Below are 21,633 nucleotides of genomic sequence, written 5' to 3' on the forward strand. Positions count from 1 at the left end.
AAGACGGGTCACTCTCCCAGGGTAAAGCGGGCAACATTATTAGCACCGGCGTGTTGGACAAGGTTAACGTCCTCGCCTGCATAGCGCAGTTCTACACCGGTTGCGTTGCCGATAGTTAAACGAAAAGGCGGCTCGCCCTCAACACTTGCTGTGGTGCCAGGGGTTTGCAGTCCGACGAACACCCGCTGGTTATTTGCATCAAAAATTTCAGTCCACGATTGTTCGTTAAACGACAGTTCAAGTAAGTTGAGGTTCGTTGCTGGCGCTGCATCGGACGTATTGTTTTCACTGTCAGCGGCGGCATCCGTTGCTTCTGCTGTTTCGTCTGTAGCGGCAAACTCTGTATCTTCGCTAGGCGCCGGAGTCGATGATTCAGTTTCTGCTGATGGCTCAACAGCTGCCGATACGGCGCTAGCCACTTCCTCATCAATGCCCTCGGAAGAGCTAGTCTGTTCTGCAGGCGTATTATTAGGAAGCTGTGGTGTGGCAACCAGGGGTTGGTCAGGTGTTGCCGTTGCATTGTTAGCTGGCGTGCTCGCGGCGTTACTCCCTTCCTCTAACCCGGGGTTGCTTCCCATGCTGGGTGGTTCACTGCCGCCACGGCTTTGCCACCACATAACGGTGACGGCAATTAAGGCCACAATGACTAATAAAGTAACAAGCTTGAAAAGCCACGCACCAAGACGAGACGGTGGCCGAGTGACTGAAACCGGCGTTACCCGGCGGTCTGGCTCTTTACTACCATGGTTGGCCTGATAGGCCTCAAGCACTAAACCGTCATCCATACCGAGATACTTCGCGTAAGCACGCAAGTAACCCCGGCGGTAAGCAGCGACAGGTATCTCTTCGTAGTTATCTTGCTCTAAACCGTCAACCACCGCTGGGCGCAAATTCAGTGCCCTTGCGGCATCCGTAAGCGGTACGCCAAGTGCTTCACGTTGGCGCGAGAGAAGCTCGCCAGGAGTAGCAGTTGGACTGGCGGTCGTAACATTCTCGTATGACTGTGTATCGCTCATAGCTGAGCATCCTTCAATAATTAGGTGAACAGGGCACCGTTAGTCAATATTCAATAAGCGCTGGTAGTTGGCAGCCGCGGCATGATCACCGCGGGCATGGGCGATATCAATCGCCATTTCCAGCGCTACTGGATCTTGCCCGGCCAGCTGTAAATAGCTCTGCAGCGGCTCCCAAGCTTGACCATAATTGCCCTGTGAAACTTCAAGTTCGGCTAATAATAAATATCCACGCGGGCTACGTGGATCAATGCTGACTGCACGCAGTAAGCGTTTGCGCGCTTCATTAATGTTCTCGGTTGCCAAATAGCACTGTCCTAAATTGGTAAACAGCTGAGCGCGATTGGCATACTGGGCATCCTGAGATGCGGTTTCTAACTGTTCGCAGGCGGCGGTGAACTGCCCCTGCTGATACAAAAACGCCGCATAGTTGTTACGCGCGCGAGTGAAAGAGGGGGCTGACTTAATTGCTTGCTGGAAATAGTGACTCGCAAGCTCATTCTCGTTCTGCTGTTGATAGACCAGTGCAAGCGCCTGAAGTGCCTCGGCATTACGTGGGTTAATTTCAAGTGCACGATCAAGCGCACTGAGCGCGCGGGTAAGATTGTCACGTTCTAGATAAGCTACCCCTAATTGGGTGTAAGCATCTGCCGCGCCATCGTCAGAGGTTGAGAGTGCGTTATCAGTCGTGGCACAGCCAACTAGCAACATACTGCTGGCTAGCACGCACAGCATACAAACCCTAGATGGGTAAAAGCGCCAGCAGTGACTGATCATGTACACCCTCTTGTAGCAACCATTTTGCAGTGAACATCAGACGCGTAGTTATGTGGCAACATTTTTGCGTGTGGCGGTTCGAAAACGTGTCCATCAAAGCGCCGCACTCGACGGAAGTCAAGATAACAACGGTTTAGTCTGCGTCAAGCTGTACGGACTGAATATAGCGTGCACTACGCTTAGTGCGGTCTTTCACACGCCCTACCAACTGGCCACAGGCAGCGTCGATGTCTTCGCCCCTTGTGACACGTACAGTGGCGTTATAACCCAGGTCATATAACCATTGCTGAAAGCGCATCACTTGGTTGCGTGAGGGCTTTTCGTAGCCTGAGTTAGGAAATGGGTTGAATGGTATCAGGTTAATTTTGCAGGGCAGTTCTTTTAACAATGCCGCCAGTTGCTCAGCATGTTCCTGCTGGTCATTTACATCTCTAATGAGCGTGTATTCAATGGTCACCTGGCGATTATCCGGGCATTTCGATAAGTAACGATGACAGGCGTCCAGGAGTGCACGGATATTATATTTACGGTTAATCGGTACCAGCTCGTTGCGTAGCTCGTCGGTGGATGCGTGCAACGAAATGGCTAAGCTAACGTCGATCTCATCGCCAAGTTTATCGATCATCGGCACCACGCCAGATGTGGATAGCGTAACGCGGCGTTTGGAAAGGCCATAGCCGTTGTCGTCTAGCATCAGCTTCATTGCTGGAACGACATTGTCAAAGTTGAGCAGCGGCTCACCCATGCCCATCATGACCACATTCGTCACCGGGCGATTAGCGGTATCGCGGCGCGGGCCAACACTGCGCTGGGCGACCCATACTTGGCCGATAATTTCGGCGGCGGTCAGGTTGCGCTGGAAGCCTTGCTTGCCGGTCGAGCAAAAGCTGCAGTCTAACGAACAGCCTACCTGGGAAGATACGCATAGCGTCCGGCGCTTGCCATTTTCTGCAGGAATCAGCACCGTTTCTACGTAACTGCCATCTTCGACTTCCAAGACCCACTTGCGTGTGCCGTCGCTGGAAGTGCCTTCGTAAACAACTCCAGGACCACGAATCTCTGCCAACCGAGCTAGTTTTTCACGCAACGGTTTGGAAAGATTCGTCATGGCAGCAAAATCGTCGCTACCTTCCTGATGAATCCACTTCATTAGCTGGGCAGCACGAAACTTCTTTTCGCCGATTGACAAAAAGAAGGCCTCCATCTGCTCACGAGACATGCCCAGCAGATTCTGGCGTTCTGGCGCGTTAGTGGCGGCAGGTTCGCTTTCGGTCGAAGAGAGAGAGGTAGGCGTATGTTGAGCTACGGTAGTGGTCATGGCGGTCAGCGTTCAGAGAAAAGGCGGGGGCTTAGCCCCCGCGAAAATGGCCGGCAACGGATGTTGAATCGGCGGCACGCTTGGTTTAGCGCGGGCAAATTTCGTCGTTACCGAAGAAGTAGCTAATTTCGCGCGCAGCGCTTTCCGGCGAATCAGAACCATGGACAGCGTTTGCGTCGATTGTTTCCGCAAAGTCAGCACGAATAGTGCCCGGTGCTGCTTCTTTCGGGTTAGTCGCACCCATCAAATCGCGGTTTTTAGCAATAGCGCCTTCGCCTTCCAGTACCTGAACAACGACTGGGCCAGACGTCATGAAGCCAACCAGGTCTTTAAAGAAAGGACGCTCTTTATGTTCGGCGTAAAAACCGCCTGCTTTTTCTTCAGAAAGATGAACCATCTTCGCAGCAACAACTTTCAGGCCTGCTTTTTCAAAGCGAGCAATAATGTCGCCAATTGCATTTTTAGCAACGGCATCAGGCTTGATAATAGAAAGAGTACGTTCAATTGCCATGGTGGAATCTCCTTAAGAGGCATAAAGCAGAAGTGCCGCCCCGGAGAGCCGAGGCGGCGCAGGAAAAATGAGTCGGCAGGGCGTTTGCATCACCAATTGCCGAGTGGCCGCGATTATAGCGCCTCAAGGGGGGGATGAATACCGGTGATGCAGCGCTAAACGCTTAGACTGTGAAGCTTTCGCCACAGCCACACTCATCTTTAACGTTGGGATTGTTGAAGCGGAAAAAGCGATTCAGCCCTTCGCTTACATAGTCCACTTCACTGCCGTTGAGTATTTCTAGCGCGTCTGGCGCGATATATACGCAAGCGCCATGCTCTTCAAAGCGAATTTCGTCATCGCTGACGTCATCGGCAAAGTCGAGTACGTAACTATAGCCTGAACAACCGCTAGGTTTAACGGAAACGCGCAGCCCCAGTCCCTGGCCACGCTCATCGAGAACATGGCGAATTTGCTGAGCTGCAGCGGGCGTAATATTGAGAGTTGCCATAGGGGCGTTCTCCTTCAAGAAGTCGGTAGGTTGATTGCCAAGTATGGCATCAGCCATTTAACGCGTGGATGAGCGAAGACCACTCAATGCATGGCGCAGTAATGTCAGTGCATGATCAATGTCGGCGTCGGTAGTGAAACGTCCAAAACTGAAGCGTAGCGAGGACAGCGCCAGGGCGCGCGGTATACCAATTCCCAATAAAACATAGGATGGGTCGACGCTAGCAGAGTTACAGGCTGACCCAGTTGATACGGCAACATCGCGCAGTGCCATCAGTAGCGATTCACCGTCTACCCCTTTAAATGCCAGATTTAAAATATTGGGAACGGCATTTTCCAGTGGAGAGTTAGCGAAGACACCATCAACGTCCTCTAGCCCTGTCAGGAAGCGCGCCCGTAGCTGGGCAATATGCGCTTGATCCTCCTGATGGTGGTGTTGCATCAGTGCAAACGCTTCACCCATCCCGGCAATTTGATGGGTAGGTAGAGTTCCAGAACGCATGCCTCGCTCGTGACCGCCACCATGAATAAGGGCTTCTAGGCGTATATCTGGGTGGCGTTTGACATAAAGCGCACCAACCCCTTTAGGACCGTAAGCCTTGTGGGCAGACAGAGACATTAAATCAATCTGCTGCGCTACAACATCTAAAGGAATACGGCCAACAGCTTGAGCCGCATCGGTATGGAAAACAGCGCCAAACTCATGAGTAATCTCTGCCAGCGCAGCAATATCGTTAATGCTACCCAGTTCGTTGTTAACTGCCATTAACGATACCAGTGCCGTATCGTCTCGCATAGCGGCACGCAGCTGCTCAGGCGTTGTACGACCATCGCGCCCTGGCGTAATCCACGTCACCTCAAAACCTTCGATTTCTAAGGCCTTGGCGGTATCAACAACTGCTTTATGCTCAATGGTGGACGTTACCAAGTGCATGCCGCGCTCACGATTGGCACGCATATAGCCAATTAGCGCGAGATTGTTGGCCTCAGTGGCGCCGCTGGTCCAAACGATTTCGCGTGGGTCTGCGCCAACGGTATCCGCGACTTGACGGCGGGCCTGCTCTACTACCTGTTCCGCCTGCCAGCCTAGCATGTGGCTGCGCGAGGCAGGATTGGCGAACAGCTGGTCAACCGTTAAGTAGCGCTGCATGATGTTAGCGACGCGCGTATCGACCGGCGTGGTCGCGGCATAGTCCAAATAAATCGGCAGCGAAGGTGAAGAGGTCATCGTCATAAAGTCCAACGTGCGGTGAAAGCCGTTAAGGGGATGAGGCGAGAATGCCTGCTTCTACGCGCTGCTGTTGCCGAGAGGCAATACGCATAACATCGGGGCGCTGCATCAGCTGTGCAAGGCTTGTGTCATCAAGGAAATTACGAATCTGACTAGACAGCTCACACCATAGGTGGTGAGTGAGGCAGGTGTCGCCTTGTTGGCAGTCTGAAAGCCCTTGGCAGCGTGTTGCATCCACGGTCTCATTAACCGCATCAATCACTTGAGAAACACTGATATCTTCAGGCGGTTTCGCTAGTAAATAGCCGCCACCCGGGCCACGCACGCTGCTGACTAGGCCAGCTCTTCGCAGGCGTGCAAACAGCTGCTCAAGGTAAGAGAGCGAAATTTCCTGACGCTGAGAAATGTCCCCCAAGCTGGTAGGCCCTTGGGGGGTATTTATCGCCAAATCAAGCATGGCGGTAACGGCGTAACGGCCTTTAGTGGTCAAGCGCATGACAGGCACCTCGACGCTGAACCTCAGCGCACTTACGGCAAATGTAGCGCTATTATGGAAATCCTGAGTGCTTTGGTCAACTATTGCGCGATGTCGTTGACTCAGATGTCGACTCTGATGCTGTGTCAGCCGCTAAAGTGGAGGGTGAGTCCGTAGGTGGATGCGCCGCAGTTTGCTGCGCATTGGCTGTGTCTGTCTCGGTCGTCCTGGTGTTGGTTTGTGGGCCATGGCTATGTTTGCCAACTCCTGGGCAGCCTGTATCGTTTTCATCCAGAATGTCGGCAAAATCTTCATCCCGCAGGGCAGGTAGCTGGCCGTCGCGATAGTTAGCATCGAGTTTGCGCAGTGTTGAACACATGCGCTCAATGCGTTCATCCACAGCATGCATATGGTCGAGCATGGCCTGCATCGAACGTGCCACAGGGTCGGGCATATCCTGGCTAACACCATAGGCATCAAAGCCAAATTTTTGGCAAATCGCTTCACGGCGAGCAGGATCGATGTCTAATACTTCTTCGCTATCGGGGTCGGCGCGTTTAACGATCTTGCCTGGAATACCAACCACCGTAGCGCCGGATGGAACTTCTTTAGTAACGACAGCATTAGAGCCAATTTTTGCGCCTGCACCAACGGTAAATGGTCCTAGAATCTTCGCACCAGCGCCGACAATCACACCATCTTCCAGCGTAGGGTGACGCTTGCCCTTATTCCAACTGGTGCCACCTAAGGTAACGCCCTGGTAAAGGGTCACGTTGTCGCCAACTAACGCCGTTTCGCCAATCACTACGCCCATGCCGTGATCGATAAAGAAGCGGCGGCCAATGGTGGCACCTGGATGAATCTCGATGCCGGTCAGCCAGCGGGAAAATGTCGATAGCGTTCGTGCCAGCCATTTAAGGTTTTTCTTCCACAGCCAGTGGCTGCAGCGATGAAGCAGCAGGGCATGTAGGCCTGGATAGTTGGTCAGCACCTCAAGAAAGTTACGTGCCGCTGGGTCGCGGTCGAATACGCTATTAATGTCTTCACGCAGGCGTTGAAACATGGGTGATCCTTGGGCGTTAAAGGGCGGCAGTCATAAGTTCTTGGAATATGGTTCTTAGAATATGGTTCTTAGAATATGGTTCTTGGAATATGGTTAGCGCAATGCCACGTTTAAAAAACGATGTTGGGGCGCGCTGGGGCGACTTCAAGTTTCGGCAACTCAGGCTGCAGCAGTAGTCAGCGTTATGGCCGATGTTTGTCTGCTGTTTTTTCAGTTGCCGAAAGAATCCCACGTAGAATGTTCATTTCCATTTTTTCTGGACGAGCACGCAGGTAGAGACGACGCAGTCTAGCCATCAGTTGGCGCGGCTGTGCGGGGTCATGAAACTCAATGGCAATTAGCGTGCGTTCTAGGTGTTCAAAGTAGCGTTCTAGTTCGGCATGGGTGACCAACGCATCATCCGGTTCTTCAGTGGTGCTGGCGGTATCCTGTTGGCTTAGCCATGCCATACGGCACTCATAGGCAATCACCTGAACAGCGGCGGCTAGGTTTAGCGAGCTGAAGTCTGCGTTGGTGGGAATATGCACATGGGCGTGGCAACGCTGCAGCTCAGCATTTGTTAAACCGCTGTCCTCGCGGCCAAACACCAGGGCAACGCGAGCGCTATCAGGCTGACATTCATCGGGCAAACGTTCGGCCAACTCACGAGGAGAGATCATTGGCCAGGGCAGCGTGCGCGAGCGGGCGCTAGCACCCACGGCAAGCGTGCAGTCAGCAACGGCGTCTTCTAGGGTAGAGTGAACCGTTGCCTGATGGAGCAGGTGGTCAGCTCCCGAGGCGCGGGAAATGCTGTCTTGGGTAATTACTTCGCAGCGCGGCGCGACCAGGGCTAAATCGGCTAAGCCCATGTTGTGCATGGCGCGGGCGACGCCGCCAATATTACCAGGATGGCTAGTGCCAATAAGAACAATACGAATGCGCTCAAGCATAATGGGCTCGGTAATCAAGTGCGGAAAACGCGCAGTTTAGCATGAGTCGATAGCATGCCCGAGGGGGCTCTGTTAGAATTATGCGCCAAAGCAGTCCTGCCACTGCCTCCGTTCTTTAACATCACTGTGACAAGGCCCGATCATGAATCCTATGGTCCAATTTACGCTGCGCGCTGCGCGTGGCGCTGTTGAACACTTTTTACGTGTTCGTGAACGCATTGAAAATGCTCACGATGAATTTAACCTCGACCGCTTGCTAGAAGATACTGCTCGCAAAGCAGAGGCTACCATTGTTCAGCAGCTGCAGCGCGGGTATCCCCTGCATGGCGTCAGTGGCCGCTATACGCCCCATAAAGCGGGCGAAGGCGAAGGCGCTGATATCGTCTGGAAGATTGAACCAATGCACGGCTATTCCAATTTAGCGGTGGCAGGTAAGGGCTTTGCTCTCTCAGTGGTGTGTCTCGTAAAAGGTCGTCCTGAGCATGCGGTCATTATTTGCCCGTTCGCCGACGATGAATATATTGCTAGCCGCGGTCGCGGTGCGCAGCATAACGATAAGCGCATGCGTGTTAGCAAGCCTACCGCTATTAGCGGTACGCGAATCGCCATGAGCCTGCCGGAAACCTGGTTACGCCCTAGCCATTTGCCAGCTTACCTGACCATTACTCAGCAATTAGCGCCTCAAGTAGAAGCCATATTGGCATCTGGTAGTGGCCTGCTGGATATTTGCGAACTCGCCTGTGGCCGAGTGGACAGTGTGTTTGTGTTGGGCCTTGAAGAGCAGGATATGCAGGTAGGAACGCTATTGCTGAAAGAAGCCGGAGCGCTGATAGGGTCGCCTGATGGCAAACCGACAGTGAATGCTGAAGGTCAGCTGATGGCCGCTGGCCCGCGCCTGTACAAAGCCTTGATTAAACAATTGGCACCGCATTTTTAAGCGTTAAAAAGCGATGTAGTTAATAAATGATGTAGTTAATAAATGATGAAGTTAAAAAGCCCCGCTGGTTTTTCGCCAGCGGGGCTTTTTTGCGTGCCACTTAACGTATTGGCGCGATCAAGCTGCCGTTTAGGGCAGCTCTTCTTCCTCTTCATCCAGCTCTTTCTTAGTGGGTATAAGGTCTTCCCGAGAAAGCTTAAGCGGAATCAGTAGTGCGCCTGAGATATAAATTGATGAGAACGTGCCTACTACGATGCCAATCAGCAGCGCAATGGCGAAGTTCTTAATCATATCGCCGCCCAATAACAGCAGCGCCAGTAGCACCAGCACAGTCGTGCCAGAAGTAGCCAGCGTACGGGACAGCGTGGCATTGATCGCTTCGTTGAAGATTTGCGGCATATCATCAATACGTGATGTGCGAATAGCCTCGCGGATACGGTCATAAACAACAATCGTGTCGTTTAGCGAGTAGCCGATTACCGCCAAAATCGCTGCCAGTACTGTTAAGTCGAAGTCCAGCTGAAACAGCGCAAAGATGCCAACAACGATGATGACATCGTGCAGCAGGGCTAGCAGGGCGCCAATGGCAAACTTGTATTGGAAGCGAAAGGCAACGTAGAGCATCACCACGCCCAGGGCTACCAGCAGGCCTAAGCCGCTCTGGTCACGTAACTGGTCACCCACCTGTGCGCCAACAAACTCGGCCCTTACTAGATTAACGCTATCGCCATTGGCACGAAGCAAGCTGACAACCTCATTGCCGACATCAGCATCGAATGCCTGCTGGAGTCGGATAAGCACTTCGGTTGATGCACCAAACGTTTGTACTGACACATCCTGGAAGCCGCTGTCTTCAAGCAGTTGGCGAATCGCATCTAATGACGGTGCGGCACCATAACGTACTTCCACCAGCGTACCGCCCGTGAAGTCCAGCCCGAGATTTAATTGCTGAAAAATAATGGCGCCAATTGAGATAATTAGCAGCACGGCAGAGACGACAAACGCAAAGTTGCGCCGCCCCATAAAGTCGATTTGCAGTTGTGATAGGGGTTTCATTACCACCTCTTAAATTCTGGGCTAAGCACGTGGTTCAGATCCATGCTTTTCAAATCTATGCCATTTAGATCCATGTTAAATCCACAGCTTTTTGACGGGCTTGCTGCCATAGGTCAGGTTGACCATGGCGCGCGTTACCAGTAAAGCAGTGAACATGGATGTCAAGATGCCAATAGAGAGCGTAACGGCAAAGCCTTTTACCGGACCGGTACCAATCGAGAACAGAATTACCGCCACCAGTAGTGTGGTGATATTGGCATCCACGATAGAGGTGAAAGCGCGCTCGTAGCCCGCATGGATTGCCTGCTGTATCGACATGCCATTGCGTAATTCTTCGCGTATGCGCTCGAAGATTAGAACATTGGCATCCACCGCCATCCCCAAGGTAAGCACAATCCCGGCGATACCTGGCAGTGTAAGTGTGGCACCGAGCATCGACATCACCGCAATTAGCAGCGTCAGGTTAAGCGCCAGGGCGATATTGGCGAATATGCCAAACACTTTGTAACGTGCCAGCATAAACAGAACGACCAGCAACAGGCCGATTTGAACCGAGAGCAGACCGCGCTCAATATTTTCAGCACCCAAGCTTGGGCCGATAGTGCGTTCTTGTACAAAGTAGATAGGGGCGGCTAGTGAACCAGAGCGCAGCAGAAGAGCAAGCTCAGCAGCTTCAGTCGGCGAGTCTAAACCGGTGATGCGGAAGCTATTGCCCAACGCACTTTGGATGGTTGCAAGGCTGATCAAGCCGCGTTCGGTATAAGGCTCGCGGACAGTGGTTTCTTCGCCCGTTTCGGGGTCGATTTCTACCCGATCTTCGCTTTTATGTTCAATGAATAACACCGCCATATTACGGCCGATATTCGTACGCGTAGCGCGGTTCATAAGCGTACCGCCGGTGCCGTCTAGGTTGATGTTGACCTGGGGGCGGCCATTTTCATCAAAGCTGTTGCTGGCACTGGATACGCTGTCGCCGGTAATAATGACGTCGCGCATCAGCTCCGCTGAGCGTGCTGGGTCGTTACGGAATTCGAAACGCTCGGTTTCTGTATCTGGTGTGTCGTTACGTGCTTCCAGGCGAAACTCTAGATTTGCCGTTGCGCCGACAATGCGCTTGGCAGCGACGGTATCTTGAACGCCGGGCAGCTCAACCACAATTTGGCTAGGGCCTTGGCGTTGAACCATCGGTTCAGCTACGCCCAGTTCATTCACGCGGTTACGTAGCGTGGTGAGGTTTTGATTGATCGCATAGTCTTGAATCTCGCTAACGGTTTGGTCGCTTAGCGTCATAACAAGGCTAGAAGCGCGGCCATCGCCTTCGTTACTATATTCAAAATTAGGGAAGTCGCGACTAATCAAGCGTCGAGCAGTATCACGATCATCTGTACTGCCGAAATCGATAGAGAGTGACCGATCGTTGATGGTGGTATTGCGATAGCGAATACGCTCACCACGCAGCAGCTCACGCATGGCACTAGCATTCACTTCCATACGCTGGGTAAGGGCGGCGTCCATGTCTACTTCAAGTAAGAAGTGCACACCTCCGCGTAAATCGAGGCCCAGCGTCATGGGAGATGCGGAAAAGGCTTGCAGCCAACCAGGGGTGGCGTCAGCAAGGTTGAGTGCAACAGTGGCATCGTTGCCCAATACATCGGAGGCGATATCACGGGCATCTAGCTGGTCATCATCACTCTGTAAACGAATTAGCCATTGGCCATTCGTTTCTTCGATCGCTTTAATGGCGATATTGCTGTCGATGAGTGCTTCTTCAACGCGGGATATTTGCCGTTCATCCAGCGAGTCGCCCTGGGCATCACTAACTTGGATAGCGGGATCTGCGGGGAATAAGTTGGGAAGCGAATAGATAAGGCCAACCACCAGGACGACCAGTATCAGCAGATACTTCCACAGGGGGTAACGGTTGAGCATGCAAGCCCTGCCTTCAATTACAAACGGAATTGCTGTGCACGGACAAACCGCGCACAGCAAAGTTCACCATCGTGGCTACCATGTCACCCCTGCCGGGGTGGCTGGCACTGGATCGGCAGGGGGGAATGCAGGCGTTAGATGGACTTAATAGTGCCTTTAGGAAGTACGGCAGCAACGGCATTTTTCTGCACGTTAACTTCGGTGCCTTCAGAAACTTCCAGCGTTAGGAACTCATCATTAACTTTGGTAACACGACCAACAAGACCGCCACCGATGACAACTTCGTCGCCTTTAGCCAAGCCAGAAACCAACTGCTTATGCTGCTTTGCGCGCTTTGCTTGGGGACGCCACAGCAAGAAATAAAAGATCAGTACAAAACCAACCAGCATAACAATTTGCGCGATGCCACCGCCGGCAGCGGCTTCTTGGGCATGGGCTGGTGAGATGAAGAAATCCAGCATTGCAGAGAACTCCTGGGTTAGAAAACTCAATGGGTGAACCGATTAAACCACCCGCCAACGGCGGATGGCGATTAATTCGCTAGGGGAGGCACTGACAGGCCGCGCTGGGCGTAAAAGCCTTCCACAAAGGTCGTCAATGTACCCGCTTCGATTGCCGCGCGCAAATCAGCCATTACCCGCTGGTAGTAGCGTAAGTTATGGATGGTATTGAGCATGGAGCCGAGCATCTCGTTACAACGATCAAGGTGGTGTAAGTAGCCGCGTGAGAAATTCTGACAGGTATAGCAGTCACACCCTTCATCAAGCGGTCGAGTATCAAAGCGGTGTTTGGCATTACGGATCTTAACTGTACCGTCTGAGGTGAACAGGTGGCCGTTGCGCGCATTACGAGTGGGCATCACGCAATCAAACATGTCGACGCCGCGGCGCACACCTTCTACCAAGTCTTCTGGCTTGCCAACGCCCATTAGGTAGCGTGGGGTATCGTCTGGCATCCAGGTGGGTAGATAATCGAGTACTTTGATCATCTCCTCTTTGGGCTCGCCCACCGATAGGCCACCAATGGCTAAGCCATCGAAGCCAATACCGAGCAGCCCTTTTAGTGAGCGTTCGCGAAGTTCAGGGTGCATGCCACCTTGAATAATACCGAACAACGCTGAAGGCGAATCACCATGGGCATCGCGGGAGCGTTTTGCCCAGCGCAGCGAAAGCTCCATGGATTTTTCGGCTTCTTCAAAGGTCGCGGGGTATGGGGTGCACTCGTCGAAGATCATCACCACGTCAGAGCCCAACGAGCGCTGCACGGCCATGGACTCTTCCGGCCCCATAAATACCTTGCTACCATCGACTGGTGAGCGGAAATGCACACCCTGCTCGGTGATTTTGCGCATTTCACCCAAGGAAAATACCTGAAAACCGCCTGAGTCGGTCAGGATGGGTTTGTCCCATTGGGCAAAGTCATGCAAATCGCCATGAGCTTCAATGACATCGGTGCCTGGGCGCAGCCATAGGTGAAAGGTATTGCCGAGAATGATTTCTGCGCCAATCTCTTTCACGGAGTCTGGTGTCATGCCCTTCACTGTGCCGTAGGTGCCCACCGGCATAAAGGCGGGAGTTTCCACGGTGCCACGAGGAAAGTGCAGGCGTCCCCGGCGCGCACGGCCATCTTCAGCAAGGCGCTCAAAGCGCATAAAGCATTCGTTTCGCATCTAAAATAACTCGTCAATAATCGGTTAAGGCGCGGGTGTGTGGTGCTTAGCGGGTCAGTAGCATGGCATCGCCGTAGCTAAAAAAGGCGTAGCGCTCGTCTACTGCCGCGCGGTATGCGCGCATCATGTGGTCATAGCCTGCAAACGCGGAGACCAGCATTAGCAGCGTCGACTCAGGTAGATGGAAGTTGGTAATCAAAGCATCCACACAGCGCCATTCGTAGCCAGGGTAGATAAAGATGTCGGTGTCGCCGCTGAACGGAGCGATCTGGCCATCGCTACTTTTCAGGCAAGCGCTTTCTAAGCAGCGCACGCTGGTCGTGCCGACAGCAATGACTCGTTTTCCAGCGGCCTGAGTGTCGCGAACTTGTTGGCAAGCAGCCTCAGAAACCTCAATCCACTCACTATGCATATGGTGTTCGAGAATGTTGTCGACGCGCACTGGCTGAAAGGTGCCTGCGCCAACGTGCAAAGTCACAAACGCGCTGTTAATACCTTTTTCAGCCAAAGCATCCAATAAGGGCTGATCAAAATGAAGCCCTGCGGTGGGCGCCGCAACGGCACCATCGCGACGAGCATATACAGTTTGATAGCGCTCTCGATCACTCAGCTCATCTTCACGGGTAATATACGGCGGTAGCGGCATATGGCCGTGCTTCTCAAGTAGCGCAATCATCGGCGTGTCGCCTAGAAAGCGTAGCTCAAACAGCGCATCGCGGCGGCCTTCAACAATGGCATGAATATCGCCTTCAAAGATCAGTTCGGTGCCTGGTTTTGGCGATTTACTCGAACGGATATGCGCTAAACCACGGTGGCTGTCCAACGGACGCTCCAGCAGCATTTCTACTTTTCCGCCGCTCGCCTTATGGCCGTGCAAGCGCGCTGGAATGACTCGCGTGTCATTGAAGACCAGCAAGTCGCCTGGTTCGAGTAGCTCAAGCAAATCAGGAAACCGGCGATGCTCAAGCGCACCGCTTTTGCCATCCACGCATAGCAAACGACAGTCGCTGCGCTGCTCAGAGGGGTAGCGAGCAATTAGCTCATCAGGTAACTCGAAATGAAAGTCCGCGCGCTGCATGGGAATGGCTCTTTTCAGTGGTCAAACAGGCGGCATAGGATAGCGCTTTAGATAGATAAAGTCAGTCAATGTGATTGACCTGCGAGGTTATCTCCGTATAATGCGCATCCATTGCCGGTGTGGCGGAATTGGTAGACGCAGCGGATTCAAAATCCGCCGCCTTTACGGGTGTGCCAGTTCGAGTCTGGCCACCGGCACCAAATTTTAAGGGCTTAGCGTTTTATCGCTAGGCCCTTTTTTGTGCCTGCTTGTTTTGTGCCTGCTTGCGTCGTTTTTCAATCCTCTTTTTCCAGCTTTCAGCTCCCCGTTTTTCAGCTCCCCGTTTTTCAAGTGTCCACTTTTTGTCCATTGATCTTGTTGCTCGCTACTACGTTTTGTTAATGATGATGTGTCTAATGCTCTGTTACCGCACTTTAACCGGCCTTTTTCAGGGTTTGGTTAACACTTCTTTGTGAAATACTTAAGCCTATTTTTCTAATGCGCTTGATAAGCACGGTGTCTGCAGGCGCGTGGGCGATGAACGCCAACCGGATATAAAAACGATTAGGCGCCAAGCGCCTGCGAACTTTCAGTGGAGAAGTGCTCAATGGCGATACCATCAGCCGATATTCTTAAGTCGACCCAGCCTGGTGTGATGAACGGCCACTTGCTTAATGGCGTCAGGGTGAGTGCGGTTAGCTCTCAGGGCGACTGGGAGGCGTTCGCTGATACCCAGGAGGGTGTGGCACGGATAGAAATACCGGCTGATCCGCAGGCACGTCTTGCTTTCGTTCGGCGTTGGATGGCGAAAAACCAGAAAGTGTTGAAGCGTGGCGGCATGGCGGCAACGCTCGTACTGCCGTTGATGGCTCAGCAGGCGTTGGCTGATGACATGGTCGCTATTAACGACCTGCAAGGGGTGGCTGAGGTGATACGCCAGCCCAATGGCAGCCTGACATTGGTAATGGATAACGGCCAGCGTATTTATCTAGCGGCTGCGGATGTTGCGCTAGAAGGTGGCCGTGTGGTGGTCGAGATCACCGCACTTATGGAAAAATTAGATGCCGACAGCGGCCTTCTTGTGCCGTTAAGCCAGCTGCCCAATGTGCAGACCTGGGAGCTGTTGCCCGATGGCAATGTGATGATTACCCGCGCTGACGGCTCGCTGTTGCTGGTGGAGCGGGGCGCGGTTGTACAGCAGGGCGACCTTTTACTGATTAGCCCGAGTAGTGCGTTACAGCAAGGTGTTGCAGAAAGTACAGATTTTGGCGCACTGCTCTTTGTGCCGAGCGCCTCTTTCTCACCTAGTATGAGCAGCAGTGAAACTACCTCGAGCAGCATAGGCGGTTCAAGCGCTAGCAACACACCGGTTAGCTCGTTTGGTGATATTCCACCCTGGCTGTATCTCGGCGGCGGTGCGCTTGCGTTAGGGGCGGCCGCAGCAGGCGGCGGTGGGGGAGGTGGCGGTGGTTCCAGCCCACAACCAGCGCCAGAGCCTCAGCCAGAACCAGAGCCTCAGCCGCCGACCATTAGCGGCTATGTGATTGATGGCTATATTGCCGGTGCCACCGTTACCCGCGCAGTTAATGCCAATCAAGTGGAAACCAATAGCAACGGTTTCTTCAGTGGCCTGCAGGGCAGCGGTATTCTGACTGCCACAGGTGGGGTCGATATTGCCACGGGCCTGCCCTTCAATGGAGTGCTGCGCGCGCCAGAAAACGCCACGGTAATCACGCCGCTGACCACCATGATGGTTCAGCTATCGGCGCAGTTTGATGTCAATGACGCTAACGCCCAGAGCATGATTAAAACCGCGTTAGGCCTGGACGAACGCCTGAACATACTGACCACCGACCCCTTGGCTGAAGCGTCCTCTAGCGTCGATTTGCTTATCGCAGGCATCAAAGTGGCTAGCTTGCTGGCGATGGCTGACAGCGCAGGGATTAGCAGTAGCGATGCGCTGTCACGCTTGGCGAATGCGTTCAATCAAGCCAATGAAACAGGTCGCGAACTCACCAATCAGCAAATGGCCGATGTATTAGGGCTACCTTCTATTACAGGCCAAGTAAAGCAAGCGCTGGATGCTATTGATAACGCGGGCGCAGATGTCAGCCTTGATGCCTACCGAAACGGGGACAACAATCCACTGCGCGATGCTCAGCAGGCCGCCCAAAATCCCAACAGTGATCTTTCTAATACGATTGATGTTCGCGCTGATCTTCCTTATCTCACGCTTCAAACCGCGGTTAATCTTGCGCAACAAGGAGACTTGCCATCGCAGTACTTGGTCAATCCTGGTCAGCCGTTCTCTGCGGGCACCCTAGGACTGACCGTCGCCGCTGACCGTTTAGCATTGGTAGAGAAGATTTTAGCGGGTGATTACGATGTTGGAACGGCGCCTATCGAGCTTTCCGACATTTACACATGGTCAATTCGCGCCAGCGTCGAAGATGTGCTGGTTACCGGTGGTTTGGAGCGTCCTGCCGTTTTAGGCGCGGAACGCGTCACGTTGACGGATGAAACGATTCGACCGGACCAGTTTGCAGACCTGAATACGCTGGATAATTTCGTACTTGGTAACACCGTCGTGCCTTACACGCTAGAACAGGCACTGGAAACGGCAGAAATGCCCGCCAACTACACGTTAGACCCAGCGGTGCCGCTAAATAAAAATGCCCTAAGCCTGCGTGAAGCTGCAGAGCTTATTGATGAAACCCGACTGTTAACGGACCGCGCCCTTAATACCGGTGAGGATGGCTTAAACCGCGAGATGTTGTTGGACTGGACCATTCTCGATAGCTTTGAAAACGTGATTGGCGCTTCCAGCGCCGACCCGCAGCTTAACGAAGCCCGTCGTGTCAGCGTTACGGAAACCGTGATTACCCCTGCGCAATTTAAGCAGCTTGATGCGTTGGACAATTTTGAGTTAGGCGCTACAGCCGTTGGTTATACGTTAGAGGAAGCTCTTGAAGCAGCGCCACTGGCCAGCAACTACCTTATTGATCTTGATGTTCCTCTCGATGTAGGCACCGTGACCGTCGCCCAGGCCGCCTCAGCGTTTGCCGATGTTTCACGGGTGTTGGAAGGTGCCAATAATCAGCCGCCGCTGTCGCTATTTCAATGGGCCGTGAGTGATAGCGCCACTGCTATTATTGCAGACCTCAATGATGCCCATGTGACCGGTGCCAACCCCATCACGATCAGTGATCGCTCTCTCACCGTCGATGAGTTTGACCAGCTAAATACGTTGGACAACTTTCAGCTAGGCGACACCGTTGTCGGTTACACCTTGGCGCAAGCTGTCGCGGCCGAGGTGATTGCCGACAACTATGATATTGCCCTTGCGCCGCCCCTTAATGCAGGCAGTGTCAGCGTGTTGGAAGCACATGAGACGCTTGCCACGGTAGAAAACATTCTGGCTAACGCGCTTAACTCAGACTCGCTTAATGCCGATCAGCTTTTTAACTGGACGGTGCTGGATAGCGCCGATGCGGTTCTTGGCGCGGGCGATGTTGCTCACTTACTGCGTGCTAATGCCGTCAACGTTAACGACGACATGATTAGCCTGGCGCAGTATAAAGCCCTAACAGGGCTTCAGAGCAGCTACGTACGCACTGGTGAAACCGTCGAGTACACCTTGTCGGAAGCCATTGACGCCGAAGACGTTGGCACGCTGCTCACCAATTACGCGATTAATCCAGAGGTGGTTCGTCTGGGTAGCGAACTCACTGTGGCAGCTGCACGGGAAGACTATGCCCAGATCGAAGGGTTAGTGGCTAACGCTGAAAATAGCGCGGAGCTGCGCGAAGATCTGCCGTTTAGCTGGGAAGTGGTCGATAACGCCAACACCATCATTGGCGATATTGCTGAAGACCACGTAACGCTGGCGGATCAGGTGCGTGTTGCCAATGCAGGGATTAATCAAGCCCAGTACGAACGTTTGGCGGTGCTAGAGAACTTTGAGTTGGCCGACACCGTTGTTCTCTATACCTTAGAAGGTGCTGTTAGTACCGACATCGAGCTGGCGAGCAATTATCAACTTGCGCTAGACGTTTATAACCCTGAAGAGCGTAGCGTTACTGAGGCCAGCGTAGAACTCGCCCGTGTGGAAAATATTATTAGCGGTGCCAATAACGCCGGTGGGCTAGACGCTGACGTGCTGTACAACTGGGTGATTAACGATACCGCTGAGGCGATTTTAGCCGCTGCACAAGGCGCACCGCATATCGCTCGCGCCGATGAGGTTCGTGTTACTGATCAAACGATTACGCTTGACGACTACACGGCGTTGTTAGCCATTGAAAGCGACAACGCTGGGTATCAGCGCGGCGACGAGCAGGTGGAATACACGCTAGCGCAGGCATTTAGTGTGGGTGCCGATGATGTCGTGGCGAACTATCTGATCAGCACAGCGTTATTTGCGCCGCAGTCACTGACCGTCGAGTCTGCTATTAATGATCTAGCCGCTGTGCGCCAGCTGCTGGATAACGCCGAAAACACGCCGAATCTTACCAATGTCTATACGTGGAGCGTGCTGGATAGCTATGACAATATCCAGTCCCAGCTAAGGGCTAATCTTCCGGAAGGCTTGGAGCTTGCAGAGACGATTCAAGTCACTAACCCCACATTAACCGCTGCACAATATGAACGCTTAGATGCGGCGCTGGATAATTTTAGTTTAGGTGAGGCGACTGCGGTCTCCTATGCCGATATTAGCGATGCGTTGCGTGCCGAAGAGGCTGATTTACTCGCGCCAGCAGGACGTTTTAGCCTGCTAGATGATACCGCGCCCTTTACCGCGACATTAACCGTCGCAGAGTCTGCTGATACCTTGGCCAATATCCGCACCGTATTGGAAGCCGCTAACGGCCTGGTCAATGATAACCAAACCGTGCAGGCCCTGTTTGACTGGACGGTAAGCGACACGGCTGACAACGTTATTCAAGCGATCAACCAGGGCCATGTCACCCTGGCTGATACGGTGGCAATTACCAATGATCAAATCACTTACGCCCAATATCAGTCGCTGATAACGCTAGGCAATTATCAGTACGCCAATGACCCTATTGAAGTGTTGTATAGCCTGGAAGAAGCACTCCAGGTGATCGACCAAGAGGGTGTTGAAAGTCTTAATAAAGACCCGAATGATAACAGCGTGGGTTATCGTATTACCGATGCAGAGCTGTCGGTTGGCACCTTCACCGCGGCAGACGTTAAACCGCTGGTAGATAAGGCGGTATCTGCGCTGGCAAATGCCAATAATGCGCCGACGCCTGTGTTAAATACACTGCTGAAGTGGACGGTGGTTGATACGTCAGCGGCCTTGCTTGAAACCCAGGTTGGCACCGCGTTCCCACTGCACATTACCGGCGCAGAGCAGGTATCGGTGAATAACGACATTCTAGCAATTGCCGATTTACAGCGTTTACAGCGGATAGAGAGTTTTGAACTTGGCGACACGCCGGTGCGGTTTATTTTAACCAGCAATTTAACGCTCAACCAGATTGAAAGCATTGCCAATAGCTACGAAATTACCCCAAGCAGTGTTGAGCTACCAAACTTTTCACTGGCAACCGTTGAAGATGCACAAGCCCGCTATCAGTCGGTTCAGGCGATTGTTGATGGGGCGCTAAACAGCCGCGATGTCAACGTGGAAACTCTTCAGACCTGGAGCATCACCAATGCCCAGGCGACTAATCTATTGGCAGCCAGTGAAGAGGCATGGGTACTGGGTGCGGATAACATCAGCTTGCAGCTGGGAGCCGATGAGCTGCTGACCGCCGAGCAGTACGAAGCGTTCGTTGCGCTAGGCAACGTGACGCTCGATAGCATCGAAGTAGGCTACTCTCTGCAAGATGCGGTTGCCGTCATCAATGCGGGAGAGGTACTGCCTGCCAGTACGGAGGAGCGTCCTGGCAGCTATCAAATTTTGGCTGACCAACCGTTTAATGTCACCCCGTTAACAGTCGCGGAAGGTGAGCAACTGCTCGCTACTGTTGCTCCTATACTGGCAGATGCCAACAATGCCGCTGAGCTGGATCGTGACACGCTACTGATCTGGGTCATTGAAGATGATGCCCAGCGGCTTATTGACGCTATCGATAGTGACGTGCTGTTAGCGGCGAACAGTGTGCGCGTTAATACGGATGAGATCAGCTCTCAAGATTTTGAAGTGCTCAGTGAGTTAGACAACTTTGACCAAACAGGGTTAACGGTTTCGTACGCCCTGGGCGATCTGGTGCAGCGCTTCGTCAGCGGAAGAATCATCCCCGAAAATTACGCGTTAGATACCGATCAAACGGCCTTTTTTGATGCAGGGTTGTTAGATGTCCGTGCGGCAGAGCAACTGTTTGACGCCGCCAGCACGCTGCTGGAGGGTGCGGTCAATAGCGATGTGCCGCTCTCTTCGCTCACCACATGGGTAGTCCAGGACACCTACCACAATATCTACACCCTGAATGTGGTGGGCAATGGGGATGAGCCTGCTGAGTTTCTGGTCGATGATGCCGCCAGCATTGTCGTAATTGATGACCCGCTTAACACTAACGATGAGCAGGATCTGAATATTGCCTTTACCGTTAATGGCTACGAGCACCAGCCGGGTGCTGAAGCGGGTGGTAGCGTTGAGCAACTAGCCCAAACCTTTACGGTAGATGGCCAGTCTGGTGGCGAGGTGATGAGCATTACTGACTTCCGTGTTGGTGATGTGCCAGGTGCCGATGAGCTGCGCGTTGATTTGACCGCCGAAGAGTTTGCTGCGCTGCGCGGCGATGGCTCTGGGTTGGTCATCAGTGGTGAGGTGCAGGCACTAGACGTCAATGACGCGTTTGTCGTGTTCACCACCGCTGAGTTCGAAAGCGGCGTTGATTGGTTTGATCAACTGGGCCTTGAAACCGGCGACGTGGTGTATCTCTTAGCGGGCGACGGCAGTACCCAAGATATTGATGACGATGCCCTGCTACAGCGTGTTGAAGCCCTTTCAAACAGTACGTTTGACGCTGATACGCTGGCAACGTTTGAAAATATTAATTTGGGTGACTTTGACGACGTTAACTGGAATACCAACTACAACACGTTTGCTTAGGCTGTGTAAGGGCAATATTGGCGTGTGTAGCCACTATTGCCCTCCATCGGTGATGTGTATTGTTTGTACAGCCGTTTTTTCCTGCAAAAGAAAGC

At 53.0% G+C, this 21,633-nt stretch carries 16 protein-coding genes and 1 tRNA gene; 3 read left to right on the forward strand and 14 right to left on the reverse strand.

From position 1 onward, the window contains the following. Window positions 1-8: 8 nt before the first annotated feature. From K1Y77_RS03170 to trmJ, 9 genes are all read right to left on the reverse strand, one after another. Window positions 9-1,016, reverse strand: a complete 1,008-nt coding sequence (locus tag K1Y77_RS03170; RefSeq protein ID WP_264430291.1) for a RodZ domain-containing protein — start codon at window positions 1,014-1,016, stop codon at window positions 9-11. Between the two features lie 39 nt (window positions 1,017-1,055). Beyond that, window positions 1,056-1,790, reverse strand: a complete 735-nt coding sequence (pilW, locus tag K1Y77_RS03175; RefSeq protein ID WP_030069527.1) for a type IV pilus biogenesis/stability protein PilW — start codon at window positions 1,788-1,790, stop codon at window positions 1,056-1,058. Window positions 1,791-1,923: 133 nt separating this feature from the next. Then, window positions 1,924-3,108: a 23S rRNA (adenine(2503)-C(2))-methyltransferase RlmN gene (gene rlmN, locus K1Y77_RS03180; protein ID WP_030069529.1), complete on the reverse strand. Its 1,185-nt coding sequence runs from the start codon at window positions 3,106-3,108 to the stop codon at window positions 1,924-1,926. Window positions 3,109-3,193: 85 nt separating this feature from the next. Further along, window positions 3,194-3,619, reverse strand: coding sequence for a nucleoside-diphosphate kinase (gene ndk / locus K1Y77_RS03185; RefSeq protein WP_030069531.1), 426 nt, complete (start codon window positions 3,617-3,619; stop codon window positions 3,194-3,196). A 163-nt stretch (window positions 3,620-3,782) separates the two neighbouring features. Beyond that, window positions 3,783-4,109, reverse strand: a complete 327-nt coding sequence (locus K1Y77_RS03190; RefSeq protein WP_030069533.1) for a HesB/IscA family protein — start codon at window positions 4,107-4,109, stop codon at window positions 3,783-3,785. A gap of 57 nt (window positions 4,110-4,166) precedes the next feature. Then, window positions 4,167-5,336, reverse strand: coding sequence for an aminotransferase class V-fold PLP-dependent enzyme (locus K1Y77_RS03195; protein ID WP_030069535.1), 1,170 nt, complete (start codon window positions 5,334-5,336; stop codon window positions 4,167-4,169). A 31-nt stretch (window positions 5,337-5,367) separates the two neighbouring features. Then, window positions 5,368-5,835, reverse strand: a complete 468-nt coding sequence (gene iscR / locus K1Y77_RS03200; protein WP_030069537.1) for a Fe-S cluster assembly transcriptional regulator IscR — start codon at window positions 5,833-5,835, stop codon at window positions 5,368-5,370. Between the two features lie 76 nt (window positions 5,836-5,911). Next, the gene (gene cysE, locus K1Y77_RS03205; RefSeq protein WP_264430297.1) at window positions 5,912-6,877 is read right to left on the reverse strand and encodes a serine O-acetyltransferase; all 966 of its coding nucleotides are present in this window, start codon (window positions 6,875-6,877) and stop codon (window positions 5,912-5,914) included. Window positions 6,878-7,059: 182 nt separating this feature from the next. Then, a complete protein-coding gene (gene trmJ / locus K1Y77_RS03210) occupies window positions 7,060-7,806 on the reverse strand; it encodes a tRNA (cytosine(32)/uridine(32)-2'-O)-methyltransferase TrmJ (protein ID WP_030069541.1) in 747 nt (248 codons plus the stop codon). Window positions 7,807-7,948: 142 nt separating this feature from the next. Here trmJ and K1Y77_RS03215 point away from each other — a divergent pair, with 142 nt between their 5' ends. Beyond that, complete coding sequence (locus K1Y77_RS03215; protein WP_030069543.1) at window positions 7,949-8,743, forward strand: inositol monophosphatase family protein; 795 nt, start codon at window positions 7,949-7,951, stop codon at window positions 8,741-8,743. Window positions 8,744-8,872: 129 nt separating this feature from the next. On the opposite strand, the gene secF is transcribed toward K1Y77_RS03215, so the two are convergent. The 5 genes from secF to queA form a co-directional block, all read right to left on the reverse strand. Continuing rightward, window positions 8,873-9,799 (reverse strand): protein translocase subunit SecF, encoded by a 927-nt coding sequence (gene secF / locus K1Y77_RS03220; protein ID WP_030069545.1) that lies wholly within the window; start codon window positions 9,797-9,799, stop codon window positions 8,873-8,875. Between the two features lie 75 nt (window positions 9,800-9,874). Beyond that, the gene (gene secD, locus K1Y77_RS03225) at window positions 9,875-11,728 is read right to left on the reverse strand and encodes a protein translocase subunit SecD (protein ID WP_030069546.1); all 1,854 of its coding nucleotides are present in this window, start codon (window positions 11,726-11,728) and stop codon (window positions 9,875-9,877) included. A 134-nt stretch (window positions 11,729-11,862) separates the two neighbouring features. Beyond that, window positions 11,863-12,189, reverse strand: coding sequence for a preprotein translocase subunit YajC (gene yajC, locus K1Y77_RS03230; protein ID WP_030069547.1), 327 nt, complete (start codon window positions 12,187-12,189; stop codon window positions 11,863-11,865). Between the two features lie 71 nt (window positions 12,190-12,260). Further along, window positions 12,261-13,379 carry a tRNA guanosine(34) transglycosylase Tgt gene (tgt, locus tag K1Y77_RS03235; protein WP_404813845.1) on the reverse strand — a complete coding sequence of 373 codons (1,119 nt, stop codon included), beginning with the start codon at window positions 13,377-13,379 and terminating at the stop codon, window positions 12,261-12,263. A 64-nt stretch (window positions 13,380-13,443) separates the two neighbouring features. Then, complete coding sequence (gene queA / locus K1Y77_RS03240) at window positions 13,444-14,475, reverse strand: tRNA preQ1(34) S-adenosylmethionine ribosyltransferase-isomerase QueA (RefSeq protein WP_264018801.1); 1,032 nt, start codon at window positions 14,473-14,475, stop codon at window positions 13,444-13,446. 113 nt (window positions 14,476-14,588) lie between these two features. Here queA and K1Y77_RS03245 point away from each other — a divergent pair. Together K1Y77_RS03245 and K1Y77_RS03250 are read left to right on the forward strand one after the other, a co-directional pair. Beyond that, a tRNA-Leu gene (locus K1Y77_RS03245) sits at window positions 14,589-14,675 on the forward strand. Between the two features lie 386 nt (window positions 14,676-15,061). Continuing rightward, a complete protein-coding gene (locus K1Y77_RS03250) occupies window positions 15,062-21,538 on the forward strand; it encodes a calcium-binding protein (protein WP_264430300.1) in 6,477 nt (2,158 codons plus the stop codon). Window positions 21,539-21,633: the final 95 nt, after the last annotated feature.

The sequence above is a fragment of the Halomonas qaidamensis genome (assembly GCF_025917315.1).
GTDB lineage: Bacteria > Pseudomonadota > Gammaproteobacteria > Pseudomonadales > Halomonadaceae > Vreelandella > Vreelandella qaidamensis.